Origin of the sequence: Salipiger bermudensis (assembly GCF_019801965.1) — a bacterium.
Lineage (GTDB): Bacteria > Pseudomonadota > Alphaproteobacteria > Rhodobacterales > Rhodobacteraceae > Salipiger > Salipiger bermudensis_A.
Genome location: NZ_JAHVIA010000003.1, coordinates 168,314 through 183,440 on the forward strand (window position 1 = coordinate 168,314; position 15,127 = coordinate 183,440).

15 protein-coding genes are annotated in these 15,127 nt (G+C 66.0%); 8 read left to right on the plus strand and 7 right to left on the minus strand.

From position 1 onward, the window contains the following. Positions 1-54: 54 nt before the first annotated feature. The gene (locus KUV62_RS07795) at positions 55-885 is read right to left on the minus strand and encodes an ABC transporter permease (protein ID WP_222603125.1); all 831 of its coding nucleotides are present in this window, start codon (positions 883-885) and stop codon (positions 55-57) included. A 123-nt stretch (positions 886-1,008) separates the two neighbouring features. Here KUV62_RS07795 and cysQ point away from each other — a divergent pair, with 123 nt between their 5' ends. The 8 genes from cysQ (at position 1,009) to KUV62_RS07835 (ending at position 10,460) form a co-directional block, all read left to right on the plus strand. Continuing rightward, positions 1,009-1,806: a 3'(2'),5'-bisphosphate nucleotidase CysQ gene (gene cysQ, locus KUV62_RS07800; RefSeq protein WP_222603126.1), complete on the plus strand. Its 798-nt coding sequence runs from the start codon at positions 1,009-1,011 to the stop codon at positions 1,804-1,806. 7 nt (positions 1,807-1,813) lie between these two features. After that, positions 1,814-3,055, plus strand: a complete 1,242-nt coding sequence (locus KUV62_RS07805) for a glycosyltransferase family 2 protein (protein WP_222603127.1) — start codon at positions 1,814-1,816, stop codon at positions 3,053-3,055. A gap of 134 nt (positions 3,056-3,189) precedes the next feature. Then, positions 3,190-4,083 carry a UTP--glucose-1-phosphate uridylyltransferase GalU gene (gene galU / locus KUV62_RS07810; RefSeq protein ID WP_222603128.1) on the plus strand — a complete coding sequence of 298 codons (894 nt, stop codon included), beginning with the start codon at positions 3,190-3,192 and terminating at the stop codon, positions 4,081-4,083. Positions 4,084-4,101: 18 nt separating this feature from the next. Beyond that, a complete protein-coding gene (galE, locus tag KUV62_RS07815) occupies positions 4,102-5,085 on the plus strand; it encodes a UDP-glucose 4-epimerase GalE (RefSeq protein ID WP_222603129.1) in 984 nt (327 codons plus the stop codon). Then, positions 5,066-6,268, plus strand: coding sequence for a glycosyltransferase family 4 protein (locus KUV62_RS07820; protein WP_222603130.1), 1,203 nt, complete (start codon positions 5,066-5,068; stop codon positions 6,266-6,268). Before galE ends, KUV62_RS07820 begins: the two co-directional genes overlap by 20 nt. Positions 6,269-6,398: 130 nt before the next feature. Then, positions 6,399-7,328 carry a glycosyltransferase family 2 protein gene (locus KUV62_RS07825; protein WP_261395455.1) on the plus strand — a complete coding sequence of 310 codons (930 nt, stop codon included), beginning with the start codon at positions 6,399-6,401 and terminating at the stop codon, positions 7,326-7,328. After that, on the plus strand, positions 7,325-9,025 hold the full coding sequence (locus KUV62_RS07830; RefSeq protein WP_222603131.1) for a beta-1,6-N-acetylglucosaminyltransferase: 1,701 nt from the start codon (positions 7,325-7,327) through the stop codon (positions 9,023-9,025). The genes KUV62_RS07825 and KUV62_RS07830 overlap by 4 nt, the downstream gene beginning before the upstream one ends. A gap of 7 nt (positions 9,026-9,032) precedes the next feature. After that, complete coding sequence (locus tag KUV62_RS07835; RefSeq protein WP_222603132.1) at positions 9,033-10,460, plus strand: nodulation protein NodH; 1,428 nt, start codon at positions 9,033-9,035, stop codon at positions 10,458-10,460. 136 nt (positions 10,461-10,596) lie between these two features. Here the strand turns inward: KUV62_RS07835 and KUV62_RS07840 are convergent, their stop codons facing one another. The 6 genes from KUV62_RS07840 to KUV62_RS07865 all read right to left on the minus strand — a co-directional run bounded on the left by KUV62_RS07840 (position 10,597) and on the right by KUV62_RS07865 (position 14,449). Further along, positions 10,597-11,061 carry a PTS sugar transporter subunit IIA gene (locus tag KUV62_RS07840; protein ID WP_222603133.1) on the minus strand — a complete coding sequence of 155 codons (465 nt, stop codon included), beginning with the start codon at positions 11,059-11,061 and terminating at the stop codon, positions 10,597-10,599. 54 nt (positions 11,062-11,115) lie between these two features. Beyond that, positions 11,116-11,679, minus strand: coding sequence for a ribosome hibernation-promoting factor, HPF/YfiA family (hpf, locus tag KUV62_RS07845; protein WP_222603134.1), 564 nt, complete (start codon positions 11,677-11,679; stop codon positions 11,116-11,118). Positions 11,680-11,930: 251 nt separating this feature from the next. Continuing rightward, a complete protein-coding gene (lptB, locus tag KUV62_RS07850) occupies positions 11,931-12,689 on the minus strand; it encodes an LPS export ABC transporter ATP-binding protein (protein WP_222603135.1) in 759 nt (252 codons plus the stop codon). A 24-nt stretch (positions 12,690-12,713) separates the two neighbouring features. After that, positions 12,714-13,211, minus strand: a complete 498-nt coding sequence (gene lptA / locus KUV62_RS07855) for a lipopolysaccharide transport periplasmic protein LptA (RefSeq protein WP_222603136.1) — start codon at positions 13,209-13,211, stop codon at positions 12,714-12,716. A 10-nt stretch (positions 13,212-13,221) separates the two neighbouring features. Beyond that, positions 13,222-13,830 carry an LPS export ABC transporter periplasmic protein LptC gene (gene lptC / locus KUV62_RS07860; RefSeq protein WP_222603137.1) on the minus strand — a complete coding sequence of 203 codons (609 nt, stop codon included), beginning with the start codon at positions 13,828-13,830 and terminating at the stop codon, positions 13,222-13,224. A 4-nt stretch (positions 13,831-13,834) separates the two neighbouring features. Further along, positions 13,835-14,449, minus strand: a complete 615-nt coding sequence (locus KUV62_RS07865; RefSeq protein WP_222603138.1) for a ribonuclease D — start codon at positions 14,447-14,449, stop codon at positions 13,835-13,837. Positions 14,450-15,127: the final 678 nt, after the last annotated feature.

The window sequence follows — 15,127 nt, forward strand, 5'->3', positions numbered from 1 at the left end:
TGCCCTCCTTTGAGACGTTTGAACTCTTGGGATGCCCTCGCGGGAAGCCGCGCCTCAGCGCCGCGCGCTCCAGCTCGCCGAGGCGTGCTTGCGCGTATAGAACTCCCCCATGAGGCCGATCATGATGAGAACCAGCGACAGGTACAGCGCGTATTCCCATTCGGAATTGCGTGGGTTGTAATCGACGAAGGCATAGCCGCGCGACTGGTCGATGGTGTGGAACAGCGGGTTCCAGTCGAACATCACCAGCATGTAGCTGGGCAGCGTGTTGGCCACGAACATCTTTCCTGAAGCGATCATGTTGGCGCGCTGGTAGACCGTCGACAGGATCTGCACCGGCGTCGGGAACCACGGCTTCGCGGCCAGGAACACCATGCCGATCGCCGCCCCCGAGAACCACGACAGCAGGATCATCGCGAGGCAGCCGATGGGATCGTGGATCTCCTGCATGACGAAGGGATTGAAGGCCACGTCATAGACGAAGAGGATGAACACCAGGCTGAGGATCTGGATGTAGAGCGTGCTCAGCATCGCCGAGGCGATGGCGATGGCGGTGTTCATCGGCGCGTGCTGCATCATCGGGCTCGCCGGCCCCTCGGAGCCCACCACCGCGCTCAGCGTCTTGGTGTGGGTCATGTAGAGGAAGACGCCGGTCATGATGTAGATCATGAAATCGCCCCGGATCGCGGTGCTGCGCATGCCGAGGATCTGGAACATGAAGTAGAAGGCCAGCACGAAGATGATGGTCTGCAGCATGTTCATGAAGATCGCCATGAACGCGTTGCCGTGGGTCCGGCGGACGGCGCGCACCGAGTTGTGGTAGATCAACTCCGAGATGTAGAGCGCGGAACCCAGCCGCGAGCGCGGCTTCGTGGTCTGAAACATGGCAAAACTGCTCCGGTGCCAGCGGGGGCGACGGGTCTTTCTTGCCCATCTTCAATCAGGAAAGCATAAGGAAACGTGGCTGCCAACGCAAACATTGCGCCGCCGCGGTAAAGGAGAACCACTTTGAATTACGAAACTCTTGTTCAGGTCATGCGCCGCCTCGCCCTCGAAGCCGGCGACAAGATCATGGAGATCTACGAAAGCGACGATTTCGAGGTGAAGTCGAAATCCGATGCCAGCCCGGTGACCGAGGCCGACGAGGCCGCCGACGCGCTGATCTCCGCCGGCCTGCGCGAAGCCTTTCCCGACGTTGCGCTGGTCACCGAGGAGCAGGCCGACAGCCACACCCAGGACGTGATGACCTTCCTGATCGTCGATCCGCTCGACGGCACCAAGGAATTCGTCAAGCGCCGCGGTGATTTCACCGTCAACATCGCGCTGGTCGAAGACGGCGTGCCGACCCGCGGCGTGGTCTATGCCCCGGCCAAGGGCCGGATGTTCTACACCACCGCGACCGGCGCTTCGGTCGAGGAGACCGGCCCGTTCGACAAGGAGACGATGGGCGAGACCACGCCGATGAAGGTGTCGGACGCCGACAACAGCGCGCTGATGGTGGTGGCCTCCAAGTCGCACCGCGATCAGGCCACCGACGACTATATCAACAAGTATCAGGTCAGCGATTCCAAGAGCGCCGGCTCGTCGCTGAAGTTCTGCCTGGTGGCCACCGGCGAGGCGGATCTCTACCCGCGCCTCGGCCGCACCATGGAATGGGACACCGCAGCCGGCCACGCCGTGCTCAACGGCGCCGGCGGCCGCGTGGTGCGCTTCGACGACCACACCCCGCTGGCCTATGGCAAGGCGGAATTCGCCAACCCCTTCTTCATCGCCTACGCCCCCGGCGTCGAGCTGAAGGAAGGCTGACGCGTCGATGGGCGCGCTCCCGGTCAGCGTGGTGATCGTGAGCCGGGGCCGCCCCGGCGCGCTGTCGCTCTGCCTGACCGGCGTCGCCCAGCTCGACTATCCGGCCTACGAGGTGATCGTGGTGGCCTGCCCCGAGGGCACCGCCACGGTCGCCGCCCGCGCGGACGCGGACAGGATCAAGCTCGTTGCCTTCGATGAGCCCAACATCTCGGCGGCGCGCAATCTCGGCATTGCCGAGGCCGCCGGCGAGGTGGTCGCCTTTCTCGACGATGACGCGGTGCCCGAGCCGACATGGCTCACGCATCTCTGCGCGCCCTTCGCCGATCCGCAGGTCGCGGCGGCGGGCGGCTACGTGCGCGGGCGCAACGGCATCGAATACCAGTGGCGGGCGCAGGGCGTCACCGCCCGCGCGCAGGAGCGCGACCTGCCCCTCGAGGGCACCGGGTCGCGCATCCTGCGGGGCCGCCCCGGCGTCGCGGTGAAGCTGCAGGGCACCAACATGGCCCACCGTCGCCGCCTGCTGGCAGAGATGGGTGGCTTCGATCCGGCCTTCCGCTTCTTCCTCGACGAGACCGATCTCGACATGCGCCACGCCGCCCGTGGCCATGCGGTGGCGGTCGTTCCGCTGGCAGAGGTGCATCACGGCTACGCCGAGAGCCCGCGCCGCGCCGGCGACCGCAGCCCGCGCGACCTCACCGAGATCGGCGCCTCCTTCGCGGTGTTCCTCGCCAAGCATTGCCCCGAACCCGAGCGCCGCATGGCGTGGCTGGCGCTGCGCGACGCGCAGAAGCGCCGCTTGCTCCGCTTCCTGCAGCGCGGGCCGCTCGGCCCGGACGACGTGATCCGCCTGATGCGCGGCCTCGACAGGGGATGGCGCGAGGGGCGCGCGCGCCCTTTCGGCGAGCTGCCGCCGCTGCCCGCGTCGCGCGCGCCGTTTCTCGCCTATCCCGGGCGCCCCGGCGCGCCCCGCCACGTGCTCTCCGGACGGGTCTGGAACCGCGCCGGGATGCGCCGCGAGGCGGCCCGGCGCGCCGCCGAGGGAGAGATCGTCAGCGCCTACCGCTTCTCGCACACGGCGCTGTTTCACCGGCTCAGGTTTCGCCCGGAAGGCTACTGGGAGCAGATCGGCGGGCTCTGGGGGCGCAGCGACCGATCGGGCGCGGCGCTGCAACTGCACGGTTTCGCGCAACGCCTGCGGCTTGAGACTGCCCGAGTCTCAGCCGTTCGGGATAACGATGAACGAATTTAAGGCGTCAAATCCACTCAATCTACGGGGGATTTGACGCGAATTTGCCCTGTTTGCGCGGTAGGGCTTACATGGTAGAGAATCAAGTGCACGCGTGCAGGCCAAAGCCGCGTTTCGATTTTTAGGAGCAGGACATTATGAGCAACAAGGTCACCAAGGCAATCTTCCCGGTGGCGGGTCTTGGAACGCGGTTTCTTCCGGCGACGAAGTCGGTTCCGAAAGAGATCATGACCCTCGTCGATCGTCCGCTTGTGCAATACGCCATCGACGAAGCGCGGGCCGCGGGCATCAAGGAATTCATTTTTGTCACCTCGCGCGGCAAGAGCGCGCTGGAGGATTATTTCGACCACGCCCCCCAGCTCGAGCAGGAGCTCGAGACCAAGGGCAAGGACAAGCTTCTCGACGTTCTCAAGCAGACCTACATGGATTCCGGCGAGATCGCCTATATCCGCCAGCACAAGGCGCTGGGCCTCGGCCACGCGGTGTGGTGCGCGCGGCGCCTGATCGGCGACGAGCCCTTCGCGGTGATGCTGCCCGATGACGTCATCGCCGCCGACAAGCCCTGCCTGCAGCAGATGGTCGAATCCTACGAGGAGACCGGCGGCAACATGGTCGCCGCGATGGAAGTGCCGGCCGACAAGGCCTCGGCCTACGGCATCCTCGACGTGCAGGAAGACATGGGCTCGCTGGTCTCGGTCAAGGGCATGGTGGAGAAGCCGAAGGCCGGTGAAGCGCCCTCGAACCTCGCGGTGATCGGCCGCTACATCCTTTCGCCGAAGATCCTCGAGAACCTCGACGCCAAGACCGCCGGCGCCGGCGGCGAGATCCAGCTCACCGATGCCATCGCCAAGGAGATCGGCAGCGAGGCCGGCGTCTACGGCTACCGCTTCAACGGCCAGCGCTACGATTGCGGCTCGAAGGCCGGGTTCCTGCAGGCCACCGTCGCCTTCGGCCTGTCGCGCGACGATCTGCGCGACGATCTCGAAGCCTATCTCCACGAGGTCGTTTCGGCCCGCAAGGCAGCGCAGTAAGCGGGTACAGACTGACAGATGACCAACGTATTGGTGACCGGCGGTGCGGGCTATATCGGCTCGCACGCCTGCAAGGCGCTGAAAGCCGCCGGCTTCACGCCGGTGACGTATGACAACCTCGTCACGGGCTGGAAGGACGCCGTCAAGTTCGGCCCCTTCGAGCAGGGCGATCTCTCCGACAGGGCCCGCCTCGCCGCGGTGTTCGCAAAATATGAGCCGGTGGCGGTGATGCATTTCGCCGCCCTCAGCCAGGTCGGCGAGGCGATGTCCGAGCCCGGGCGCTACTGGCGCAACAATGTCGAGGGCTCGCTGACGCTGATCGAGGCCGCGACGGCGGCAGGCTGCCTGAACTTCGTGTTCTCCTCGACCTGCGCCACCTATGGCGAGCATGACAACGTGGTGCTCGACGAGAGCACCCCGCAGGAGCCGCTCAACGCCTATGGCGCCTCGAAGCGCGCGGTCGAAAACATCCTGCGCGACTTCGGTGCCGCCTACGGGCTCAAGCACGTGATCTTCCGCTACTTCAACGTGGCGGGGGCAGATCCCGACGGTGAGGTCGGCGAGCATCACCGCCCCGAGACCCACCTGATCCCGGTGATGCTCGAGGCGATCGATGGCAAGCGCCCGGCGCTGACCATCCACGGCACCGATTACGACACACCCGACGGCACCTGCATCCGCGACTACGTGCATGTCATGGACCTCGTCGATGCGCATGTGCTGGGCCTCAAGTGGCTGCAGGACGGCAAGGAAAGCCGGGTGTTCAACCTCGGCACCGGCAAGGGCTTCTCGGTGCGCGAGGTGATCGACGCCTCGGGCGCGGTGACCAACCGCGAGGTGCCCTATTCCGAGGGCCCGCGCCGCGCCGGCGACGCCACCAAGCTGGTCTCGGGTTCGACCCGCGCCGCCGCCGAGCTCGGCTGGACGCCGGAGCGCTCGACCATGCCGCAGATGATCGCCGACGCCTGGCGCTGGCACCAGAATGGTCACTACGAGGGCTGATCCACCGGCTCGCTTACTGGATCTGACGCGCCTCGTCTCGCGCGCCGGACGGCCCTTCACGGGGATCGACCGGGTCGAATACGCCTATCTCCGGGAGCTCTCCCGCACCGGCCCGCTCTTCGGGCTGGTGCGCTCTTCGCTGGGCTACCTGCTGCTCGACCAGCGCGGCTGCGCCGAGCTGAAGCGCCGCATCGACGCCGCCGACTGGCCCGAACCCGATCTGCTGGCGAGGCTGCGCCGGCTCGATCCCGGGCGCGCGGGGGCCGAACGCGCGCTGCGCTCCGTCGCGCTGGCCCGCTGCCTGCCCTCCGGGCTGGGCCGGGTGCTGCACAGGCACCTGCCCGCCGGAACGCATTACCTCAACACCGGCCACACCAATGTCACCGAGCGCAGCATCGCCGCGCTCCGCGCGCTGCCGGAGAGCCGCATCGCCGTCCTGCTGCACGACACGCTGCCGCTCGATTTTCCCGAGCATCAGGCCCCGGGGATTCCCGAACGCTTCTCGGGCATGCTGACGCGTATCGGGCGCCACGCGGATCTTGTGATCTGCAACTCGCAGCAGACCGAGCACGACCTGCGCCGCCACCTGCCCGACAGCCCCGCCGCGAGCGTCGTCGCGCATCTCGGCATCGATCTCCCGGAGCCGACGCAGCCCCCGCAGGGCCCGTGGCAGGGGCGGCCCTATTTCGTCGCGCTCGGCACAATCGAGCCACGCAAGAACCACGCCCTGCTGCTCGACATCTGGGAACGGGATCCGCCCGACGCAGAGCTGCTGATCTGCGGCAGCCGCGGCTGGAACAACGCCGAGGTCTTCGCCCGGCTCGACGCAGGCATCCCCCGCGTGCACGAGCTGCCCGGGCTCTCGGACGGGCAGGTCGCGGCGCTGCTGAAGGGCAGCGCCGGGCTGCTCTTCCCCAGCCTCGCCGAAGGCTACGGCCTGCCCCCGATCGAAGCCGCCGCGCTCGGGGTGCCGGTGCTCGCGAGCAACCTTTCGGTGCTGCGCGAAGTGCTTGGGGATATTCCCGTTTACGCTCCGGTAACGGAGCGGTATCTTTGGACCCAGTCGATAAAAACGATGGCCGAGGATCGGCGGGCAGGACGGGGCGAGGCACCAGGCGCTGCGGAGGCATTTGCCCCGCCGGGCTGGGAGGCGCACTTCAAGACCGTGTTAACCCTGATCTGATAGCCGCAGGGGAACGGGGCCGGACCTTCCGGCCGCACGAGGGCGCACAGTGGGTGCATGGCAGTCATACCGGCTGAGGCTTCAGCGCAAGCGCTGGCGCATTCGTGCGCTGCGCAAGAGCCGCGAGCTCATGCCCGTCACCAACCGGACCGACAAACTCCGCTCGAGCGATCTCCTGGTGTTCTGCACGCAGCGCAACGAAGGCGTCCGCCTGCCCTATTTCCTGAAGTATTACCGGGACATGGGGGTGAACCACTTCTTCTTCGTCGACAATGACAGCAGCGATGGTTCGCTCGACTACCTGTCGCGGCAGGAAGATGTCTCGGTCTGGAGCAGCCGGGGCAGCTACAAGCGCTCGCGCTTCGGCATGGACTGGATCAATTTCCTGCTGCGCAAATATGGCCACGGCCACTGGGCGCTGACCGTCGATCCCGACGAATTCTTCCTCTACCCGTTCTGCGACACCCGGCCTCTGCGCGCCCTGACCGACTGGCTCGATGCCTCCTCGATCAAGAGCTTCTCGGCCATGCTGCTCGACATGTATCCCAAGGGCCGGATCGACGCGCAGCCCTACGAGCGCGGGCAGAACCCGCTCGAGATCGCGTCGTGGTTCGATGCCGGCAATTACACGATCAGCCGCAACAAGCGTTTCGGCAACCTGTGGATCCAGGGCGGGCCGCGGGCGCGGGTGTTCTTTCCCGACCGCCCCGATCGGGCCCCCGCGCTCAACAAGATCCCGCTGGTCAAATGGGACAGGCGCTACACCTATGTCAGCTCGACCCACATGCTGCTGCCGCGCGGGCTCAACGCGGTCTATGACGAGTGGGGCGGCGAGAAGGCCAGCGGCCTGCTGCTGCACACCAAGTTCCTCGACACCTTCGGTGCCAAGGCCGAGGAAGAGCTGAACCGGCGTGAGCATTACGCCGGCTCGACCGAGTATCTCGCCTATGCCGCCGGCATCCGCGAGAATCCCGAGCTCTGGTGCAAGTGGTCGGAAAAATACATCAACTGGCGCCAGCTCGAGATCCTCGGCCTGATGTCGAAAGGGAACTGGGCATGAGCGTCGGCATCGTGATGCTGGTGCACACCGCGCTCGGCCGCGCCGAGCAGGTTGCCCGCCACTGGACCAAAGCCGGCTGCCCGGTAGTGATCCATGTCGACAGCATGGTGCCCAGGAAGGTCTATGACGGCTTCGTGCGCAGCCTTTCCGACGAGCCCGACATTCACTTCTCGCGGCGCCACCGCTGCGAATGGGGCACCTGGGGGCTGGTCGCGGCCAGCCAGGACGCCTCCGAGCTGCTGCTCGACGCCTATCCGGGCGTCCGCCATGTCTACCTGACCTCCGGCTCCTGCCTGCCGCTGCGCCCGGTCGAGGAGCTGATCGCCTATCTCGAGGAGCGTCCGCGCACCGATTTCATCGAGAGCGCCACGACAGCGGATGTCCCCTGGACGGTGGGCGGGCTCGACCACGAGCGCTTCACCCTGCTGTTCCCGTTCTCCTGGCGCAAGAGCCGCTACCTGTTCGACCGCTTCGTCGAGCTGCAGCGCCGCTTCGGGATGCGCCGCCGCATTCCCAAGGGGGTCGTCCCGCACATGGGCAGCCAGTGGTGGTGCCTCACCCGACAGACCCTGACAGCGATCCTGCAGAATCCCGAGCGGCGCAAGTTCGACCGCTACTTCAAGCGCGTCTGGATCCCCGACGAGAGCTATTTCCAGACCCTCGCGCGGCTCTACTCGACACGCATCGAGAGCCGCTCGCTGACGCTGTCCAAGTTCGATTTCCAGGGCAAGCCGCACATCTTCTACGATGATCACCTGCAGCTGCTGCGCCGCTCCGACTGCTTCGTCGCGCGCAAGATCTGGCCGCACGCCGAGCGGCTCTACGATGCCTTCCTCAACCACCCGGAATCGCAGCAGAACCGGCAGGAGCCCAACCCCGGCAAGATCGACCGCATCTTCGCCAAGGCGGTCGACCGCCGGACCCGGGGCCGCACCGGGCTCTACATGCAGTCGCGCTTCCCCAATCACGGCTGGGAAAACGGCCTCACCGCCAGCAAGTACTCGGTCTTCCAGGGCTTCTCGGAGCTGTTCAAGGAGTTCGAGGGTTGGCTCGGCCGCGCGACGGGCGCGCAGGTGCACGGCCATCTCTTCGGCCCTGAGCGGGCCGAGTTCGCCGGCGGGCAGACCGTCCTGAACGGCGCCCTCTCCGACAGCGCCGCGATCCGCGATGCCAACCCCAAGGCTTTCCTCACCAACCTGCTCTGGAACACCCGCGGCGAGCGCCAGTGCTTCCAGTACGGACCCCACGACACGCCCGAAATCATCTGGGATATCGCGCGCGATCCCAATGCCCAGGTCAGCGTGATCTCGGGCGCCTGGGCGGTGCCGCTGTTCAAGTCCAACGCCAATTTCGCCGACCTGCGCGCCGAGGCCGCGCTGCTGCAGAAGGTCGAGCACAGGATGCTCGATCAGCTGCGCGCGCCCGAAGCCAAGGCGCGGATCCGGATCTGGACCATGGCGGAGTTCATCGAGGCGCCGATGGAGCCCTTGCAGATCGTCATCGACGAGATCGGCCAGAAGGCGCATCGCCGCCTCGCAGAGGCCCCGGTGATGGAGGATCTGACCGGGTTCGGGCAGTTCCTGCAGAACCTAAAGAACCAGGGCATGCATCCCTACCTGATGGGCGACTTCCCGGTCGAGCACGCCGCCCACCAGCCCCGCCGCAGTGCGCGCAAACCGTATCTCGTGAAGAAATAGGCCCGCCATGTCCGACCGTTTCGATAGTTTCGTCGTCTTCGCCGAGATGCGCACCGGCTCGAATTTCCTCGAGGCCAACCTCAACACTTTCGACGGGCTGAGCTGTCTCGGTGAGGTCTTCAACCCGCATTTCATCGGCTACCCCAATTCAGAAGATGTACTTGGCATCACCCAGGCCGAACGCGACCGCGATCCGATGGGACTGCTGAAGGAGATCCGCCGCCACGAGGGCGGGCTCGCCGGCTTCCGCTTCTTCCACGATCACGATCCGCGCATCCTTCCCGCGATCCTCGAGGACCCAAGCTGCGCCAAGATCATCCTCACCCGCAACCCGGTCGACAGCTACGTGAGCTGGAAGATCGCGCAGGCGACGGGGCAGTGGAAGCTCACCAACGTCAAGAAGCGCAAGGATGCCAAGGCGCAGTTCGACGCCGCCGAGTTCGAGGCCCATCTCGAGGCGCTGCAGGCTTTCCAGGTCACCCTGATGACCGCCCTGCAGACCACCGGACAGACGGCCTTCTACGTCGCCTACGAGGATCTGCAGGATGTCGCGGTGATGAACGGGCTGGCCAAGTGGCTGGGCGCGTCCTCGCAGCTCGACAGCCTCAACACCGCGCTGAAGCGGCAGAACCCGGCGCATATCTCCGATAAGGTCGAGAATTTCGGCGAGATGGCGCAGGCCTTGGCACGGCTCGACCGCTTCAACCTGACCCGCACTCCGAATTTCGAGCCCCGGCGCGGGCCGGCGGTGCCGGCCTATGTCGGCGCGGCGCAGACGCCGCTGCTCTACATGCCGATCCGCTCCGGCCCGGAGACGGCGGTGCTCAACTGGCTCTGCGCGCTCGACGGCGTGGGCACGGACGCGCTGGCGCAGGATTTCAACCAGCAAAGCCTGCGGCAGTGGAAGCGCGAGCGCCCTGGGCATCGCAGCTTCACCGTGCTGCGCCACCCGCTGGCGCGGGCACATGATGCCTTCTGCTCGAAGATCCTCAGCACCGGCAAGGGCAGCTACAAGGGCATCCGCAAGACCCTGCGCCGCGCCCACAACCTGCCGATCCCGGAGGGCGAGCCCGGCGCCGACTACACGCTCGAAGCGCATCGCGAGGCCTTCACCGCCTTCCTGCTCTTCCTGAAGGCCAACCTCGCCGGCCAGACCGCGGTGCGGATCGATGGCCACTGGGCCAGCCAGGCGCAGGTGCTGCAGGGCATGTCGGAGCTGACCTTGCCCGACATGCTGGTGCGCGAAGACGAGATGGCGAGCTACCTGCCGGCGCTGGCGATGCAGGTCGGCCACGCCGCGCCGCCGGATCCGGTATCGGTGCCGACGCAGGCGCCCTACGCGCTGGCGCAGATCTACGACGACCAGCTCGAAAGCGCGGCCCGCGAGGCCTACCAGCGCGACTACCTGATGTTCGGCTTCGACGACTGGGGCTGACCGCCCACCGCCCCACTTCCGCAAAGGCCAACGCAAAGAGCGCGGCGACCCCGGGTCTTGCCGCGTGTGTGGCTGGTCATGTGGGAATTGGCGTCGAGGCCGTCCCGGCCGGGCGAGCCCGGCCGCGGAGCGATGCTCAGGCCGCCTGCGAGGAGCGATCCTCGGTGAGGATGGCGTGCAGCGTGGCGGCGTCGGGGTTGGCGCGCAGCTTGTTGCACAGCGCCGCGTCGCGCAGCGTGCGCGAGACCAGCGCCAGCGCCTTCAGGTGTTCGACCCCGGCATCCGCGGGGGCGAAAAGCGACAGAACCACGTCGACCGGCTGACGGTCGACGGATTCGAACTCCACCGGCTTCTCGAGGAGAATGAAGACGCCCTTCACCTCGTCGATGCCATGCAGGCGGGCGTGGGGAAGGGCGACGCCGTGGCCCACACCGGTGGGGCCAAGGCTTTCGCGCTCCATCAATGCCTCGACAACGGAGGGGGCCGAAAGACCATAGGCACTCTCGGCCAGCTCCGCGATGTCATGCATCAGGCGCTTCTTGCTGCTCGCCGCAGCGACGACCTTCACCGCCTGCGGTTTCAGAAGTTCCAGAAAGGTCATAGACCGCCTTTCACTGTCTGCTCTGGGGCGTTTCAGGCCGCGGCCGCATCAATCTTACGGATCGATCCAGCCGATATTGCCGTCGTCGCGGCGATACACGACGTTGACGCCATCCTTTTTCTCATTGCGGAAGACCAGCACGGGGGCCCCGGCCAGCTCCATCTGCATAACGGCTTCGCCAACCGTCAGCGATGGAATCTGGGTCTCCATCTCAGCGACAATGATCGGCTGCAGCGATTCCGGTTCGTCATCATGCGACTCGGCTTCGCCGGCGAGGATATACGAGGCTGCTCCGAAGAGTTCAACGGGCTCGGCACGCTCCTTGTGGTGGTCTTTCAGGCGGCGCTTGTAGCGGCGCAGCTGCTTGTCCACCTTTTCGGCCACGCCGTCGAAGGATGCGTAGATCTCGGTTGCCTTGTCCTTGGCCGAAGAGGTCAGGCCGGTGGACAGGTGTACCGTGACTTCGCAGATATATTCGTGTGCGCTCTTGGAAAAGGTGACGGTCGCATCCGTGGGCCTGAAGGCATATTTCTCCAGGACGGTGCCCAGCTCGTTCTTGACGTGAGTCTGAAGGGCTTCGCCGATATCGATCTGCTTTCCCGTGATCTGATAGCGCATTTTTGTTTCCTTCTCTTCTTTGGACCGGACTACAGCTCCTGCCTTACCGGCAGGTTAGATCTGGTGTCAGGTCATGGGAGACGCAAGGCAATTGCAGCAAAGACCCCTTCTTCCCTCTCCTCGGGGCGCTTCGTTCAGGCATGCAAGAATGCGCTGCGTCATGGGTATATTTGACGTGAAACGGGGCCGTTCTGTCAATGATCTGTCGCAAACCCTCGTCAAATCGCGCAGCCATCTGGGAACAATCCGCTTTATCCGATCCGGAAGTTCTCGCCGAGATAGACCCGGCGGACATTCTCGTTCTGCACCACCTCGGCGGGGCTGCCCGACATCAGCACCTTGCCGTCATGCAGGATGTAGGCGCGGTCGACGATCTCGAGCGTCTCGCGCACGTTGTGGTCGGTGATCAGGACGCCGATGCCGCGCTTCTTGAGGTCCGAGACCAGCAGACGGATATCGTTGACGCTGATCGGATCGACCCCGGCGAAGGGCTCGTCGAGCAGCAGGTACTTGGGATTCGCGGCAAGGCAGCGGGCGATCTCGACGCGGCGGCGCTCGCCGCCCGACAGCGCCAGCGCGGGGGCGCGGCGCAGGTGTTCGATAGAGAACTCGCCCAAGAGCTCCTCGAGCCGCTCGCGGCGGCGGTGCCGGTCGCTCTCGGCGATGTCGAGCACGGCGGTGATGTTGTCCTCGACCGAGAGCCCGCGGAAGATCGACATCTCCTGCGGCAGGTAGCCGATGCCGAGCCGCGCGCGGCGATACATCGGCATCCAGGTGGCATCGCGCCCGTCGATGGTCACCTTGCCGCCCTCGGGATTCACCAGCCCGGCCACGGCGTAGAAGGTCGTGGTCTTGCCCGAACCGTTGGGACCGAGCAGTGCCACCACCTCGCCCCGATCGAGATCGAGGGTCACGTCGCGGATCACGACGCGCTTCTTGTAGCTCTTGCGAAGGTTCCGGACGCGCAGGCCGCTATCGCCTTCGGTCACGGTCAGGTCAGGACGGGCCATCGGGGGTCGTTACTCTTCCAGCTCTTATTGGTCTTGGGTCTCGGAGCCCTGGGAGATCACCGTGCGCACGCGCCCCGTCATCTGCGCAGTGCCGTCATCTAGGTTCACGATCATGCGCTCGGAGGTCAGGGCATTCTGGCCCTGCGTGAGCAGCACGTTGCCCGTCATCACGACGGTGCCGTTGTCGATATCGTAATCGGCGCGCTCCGCCTCGGCGGCTTCCTCGCCGCTGACAAGCGTGACCCCGCCGGTCGCCTCGAGCCGCTCGATGCGGTTTTCACCCTCGGAGAACACCACCAGTACCCGCGGCGCGGCGAGGCGCATCTCGCCCTGCCCGATCACCACGTTGCCGGTATAGAGCGCGGTGCCGTCCGACTGGTTGACCTGGAGCTGATCCGCGCTGACCTCGACCGGCGCGCTGGTATCCTGCTGCATCCCCCCGAAGGCGACCTGGGCGCCCTGTGCCAGAACCGGCCCCGAAAGGGCGACAAGCGTGGCGGCAACGGTCAGAAATCGGAACATACAGGAACCCCTATGGATCTTTCGGGTCGTATATCAGGTTTACGCCTTCCGTGAAAAGCAGTTGCACGTCCTCGCCGGTCCCGTCGGGCGTGATCGTCAGCTTTCCCGCGGTAAAGCGCCCGGCGGGCCCCTCGCCCGAGACCGGCGCAAGGGTCTCCGCCTCGATCCGGTCGAGCGCGGTGCGCAGGCGCTCGGTATCGATCCGGTAGCCGTTCGAGCTCTCGATCCGTACCCCGCCCTCGAGATCCGCGCTCTGCTCGCCGTCGCTCACCAGCGCCCGGTCGGAGCGCAGGGTGATGTGGCTGCCATCCGAGACGTCGATGCGCGCATCGAGCTGGTGGGCCAGCACCTGGTCGAGCCCCTCGGCCGCCGGTTCGGCGCTGTCGGCGGTCAGGGTCAGCTGATCGCCCTTCGCGGTGACCCCGGCATAGCGCGGCGCGACGATCTGCTGGCGCGCCGGATCATCGCCGCCGTCGCGGTTGGCGAAGGGGATGTTCGCGGCCGGATCGCTGCCGCGGCCGATCAGGAACAGCGTCGAGAGAAGCGCCAGCGCCGCGAGCGGCAGAAGGATCTTCAGCCAGCCGATCACATAGGAATAGGTGTCTCCGCGCGGCGCCATCGGATCAGGAATGCGCGAAGATGTCGGTGTCGGGCCAGCCCTCGAGATCGAGCAGCGCCCGGGTCGGCAGGAAATCGAAGCAGCTCTGCGCCAGCGCGGTGCGGCCCTCGCGGGCCAGCATCGCGTCGAGCGCGTCGCGCAGCTTGTGCAGGTGCAAGACGTCTGATGCGGCATAGTCGCGCTGCGCCTCGGTCAGCGTCTCTGCACCCCAGTCGCTCGATTGCTGCTGCTTCGAGATATCGACCGAGAGCAGCTCCTGGGTGAGCGCCTTGAGCCCGTGGCGATCGGTATAGGTCCGGACCATGCGGCTGGCGATCTTGGTGCAGTAGACCGGCGCCGCCAGCGCGCCGAAGGCATGATACATGGCGGCGATGTCGAAGCGGCCATAATGGAACAGCTTGAGCACGCTCTCGTCGCGCAGCAGGCGGCAGAGGTTCGGCGCCTCGGTCTGGCCCTTGGCCACCTGCACCAGGTGGGCATTGCCGTCGCCGCCCGAGAGCTGCACCACGCAGAGCCTGTCGCGATGCGGCTCGAGCCCCATGGTCTCGCAGTCGATCGCCACGATCGGGCCAAGGTCGAGCCCGTCGGGAAGATCTCCCTTGTAGAGGTGGTTCGCCATGACGCGCCCTTTTCGATGCACAAGTGACCGGCTCGAAATAGGCCCCTGACCCGTGGCTTGCAACTGATGCCTGCCGAACCGCCCCGCCTCATTTGCGGAAAAGCGGTCCGGAATGTGGCGCGATTCGGACGAAATTCGACGATTCAGGGGCGTCAAGCCGCCCCGATTCGGGCGCCCGAACACGCGAAACTCCCTGCCTGTAACATTCCGTGAGCGCGCAGACTCCCCCTAAGCGTGTCGGAGCGATGCCCATCGCGCGGGCTCTTTTCGCAGGTCGGGCGGCGCCTGCGGGAGCCACGTCCCGCTGCGCCCCCTCCCCCAAAGGCTGTCAAACGCAGCATTTCCGCCCATCAGCATTGTTTCCAAATCCGTCGGAGCATGCCCGGCACGTCTCAAGGCGACGCTTCGGCCGGCGCCGCCCGGCTAACACCCCGTGAACGATGAATTCACAGGTCTGCATTTGTTTACGATTTTGAAACTCTTTTCGCCTTCAGGCGGCAAAGACTGTTTCGCCCCACCCAGGCACGCCGCGCCGGCCGACCTTCGGCCTGCGTCAATCACCGGCGCGCTCGGCGCGCCTTGCAAGCCCTGCCGGAGCGCTGGAAACAGCCCCGGATCGACCGGCTCGACAGGTGGCTCTCTGCCCGGCCCCACGGCGATGGTTCAACTTTTAATTGT

Excerpts from the sequence above, each read along its gene's own strand:
- KUV62_RS07795 (WP_222603125.1), bottom strand. The coding sequence starts at position 885 with ATGTTTCAGACCACGAAGCCGCGCTCGCGGCTGGGTTCCGCGCTCTAC.
- KUV62_RS07805 (WP_222603127.1), top strand. The coding sequence starts at position 1,814 with ATGGGCGCGCTCCCGGTCAGCGTGGTGATCGTGAGCCGGGGCCGCCCC.
- galU (WP_222603128.1), top strand. The coding sequence starts at position 3,190 with ATGAGCAACAAGGTCACCAAGGCAATCTTCCCGGTGGCGGGTCTTGGA.
- galE (WP_222603129.1), top strand. The coding sequence starts at position 4,102 with ATGACCAACGTATTGGTGACCGGCGGTGCGGGCTATATCGGCTCGCAC.
- KUV62_RS07820 (WP_222603130.1), top strand. The coding sequence starts at position 5,066 with ATGGTCACTACGAGGGCTGATCCACCGGCTCGCTTACTGGATCTGACG.
- KUV62_RS07825 (WP_261395455.1), top strand. The coding sequence starts at position 6,399 with ATGCCCGTCACCAACCGGACCGACAAACTCCGCTCGAGCGATCTCCTG.
- KUV62_RS07830 (WP_222603131.1), top strand. The coding sequence starts at position 7,325 with ATGAGCGTCGGCATCGTGATGCTGGTGCACACCGCGCTCGGCCGCGCC.
- KUV62_RS07835 (WP_222603132.1), top strand. The coding sequence starts at position 9,033 with ATGTCCGACCGTTTCGATAGTTTCGTCGTCTTCGCCGAGATGCGCACC.
- KUV62_RS07840 (WP_222603133.1), bottom strand. The coding sequence starts at position 11,061 with ATGACCTTTCTGGAACTTCTGAAACCGCAGGCGGTGAAGGTCGTCGCT.
- hpf (WP_222603134.1), bottom strand. The coding sequence starts at position 11,679 with ATGCGCTATCAGATCACGGGAAAGCAGATCGATATCGGCGAAGCCCTT.
- lptB (WP_222603135.1), bottom strand. The coding sequence starts at position 12,689 with ATGGCCCGTCCTGACCTGACCGTGACCGAAGGCGATAGCGGCCTGCGC.
- lptA (WP_222603136.1), bottom strand. The coding sequence starts at position 13,211 with ATGTTCCGATTTCTGACCGTTGCCGCCACGCTTGTCGCCCTTTCGGGG.
- lptC (WP_222603137.1), bottom strand. The coding sequence starts at position 13,830 with ATGGCGCCGCGCGGAGACACCTATTCCTATGTGATCGGCTGGCTGAAG.
- KUV62_RS07865 (WP_222603138.1), bottom strand. The coding sequence starts at position 14,449 with ATGGCGAACCACCTCTACAAGGGAGATCTTCCCGACGGGCTCGACCTT.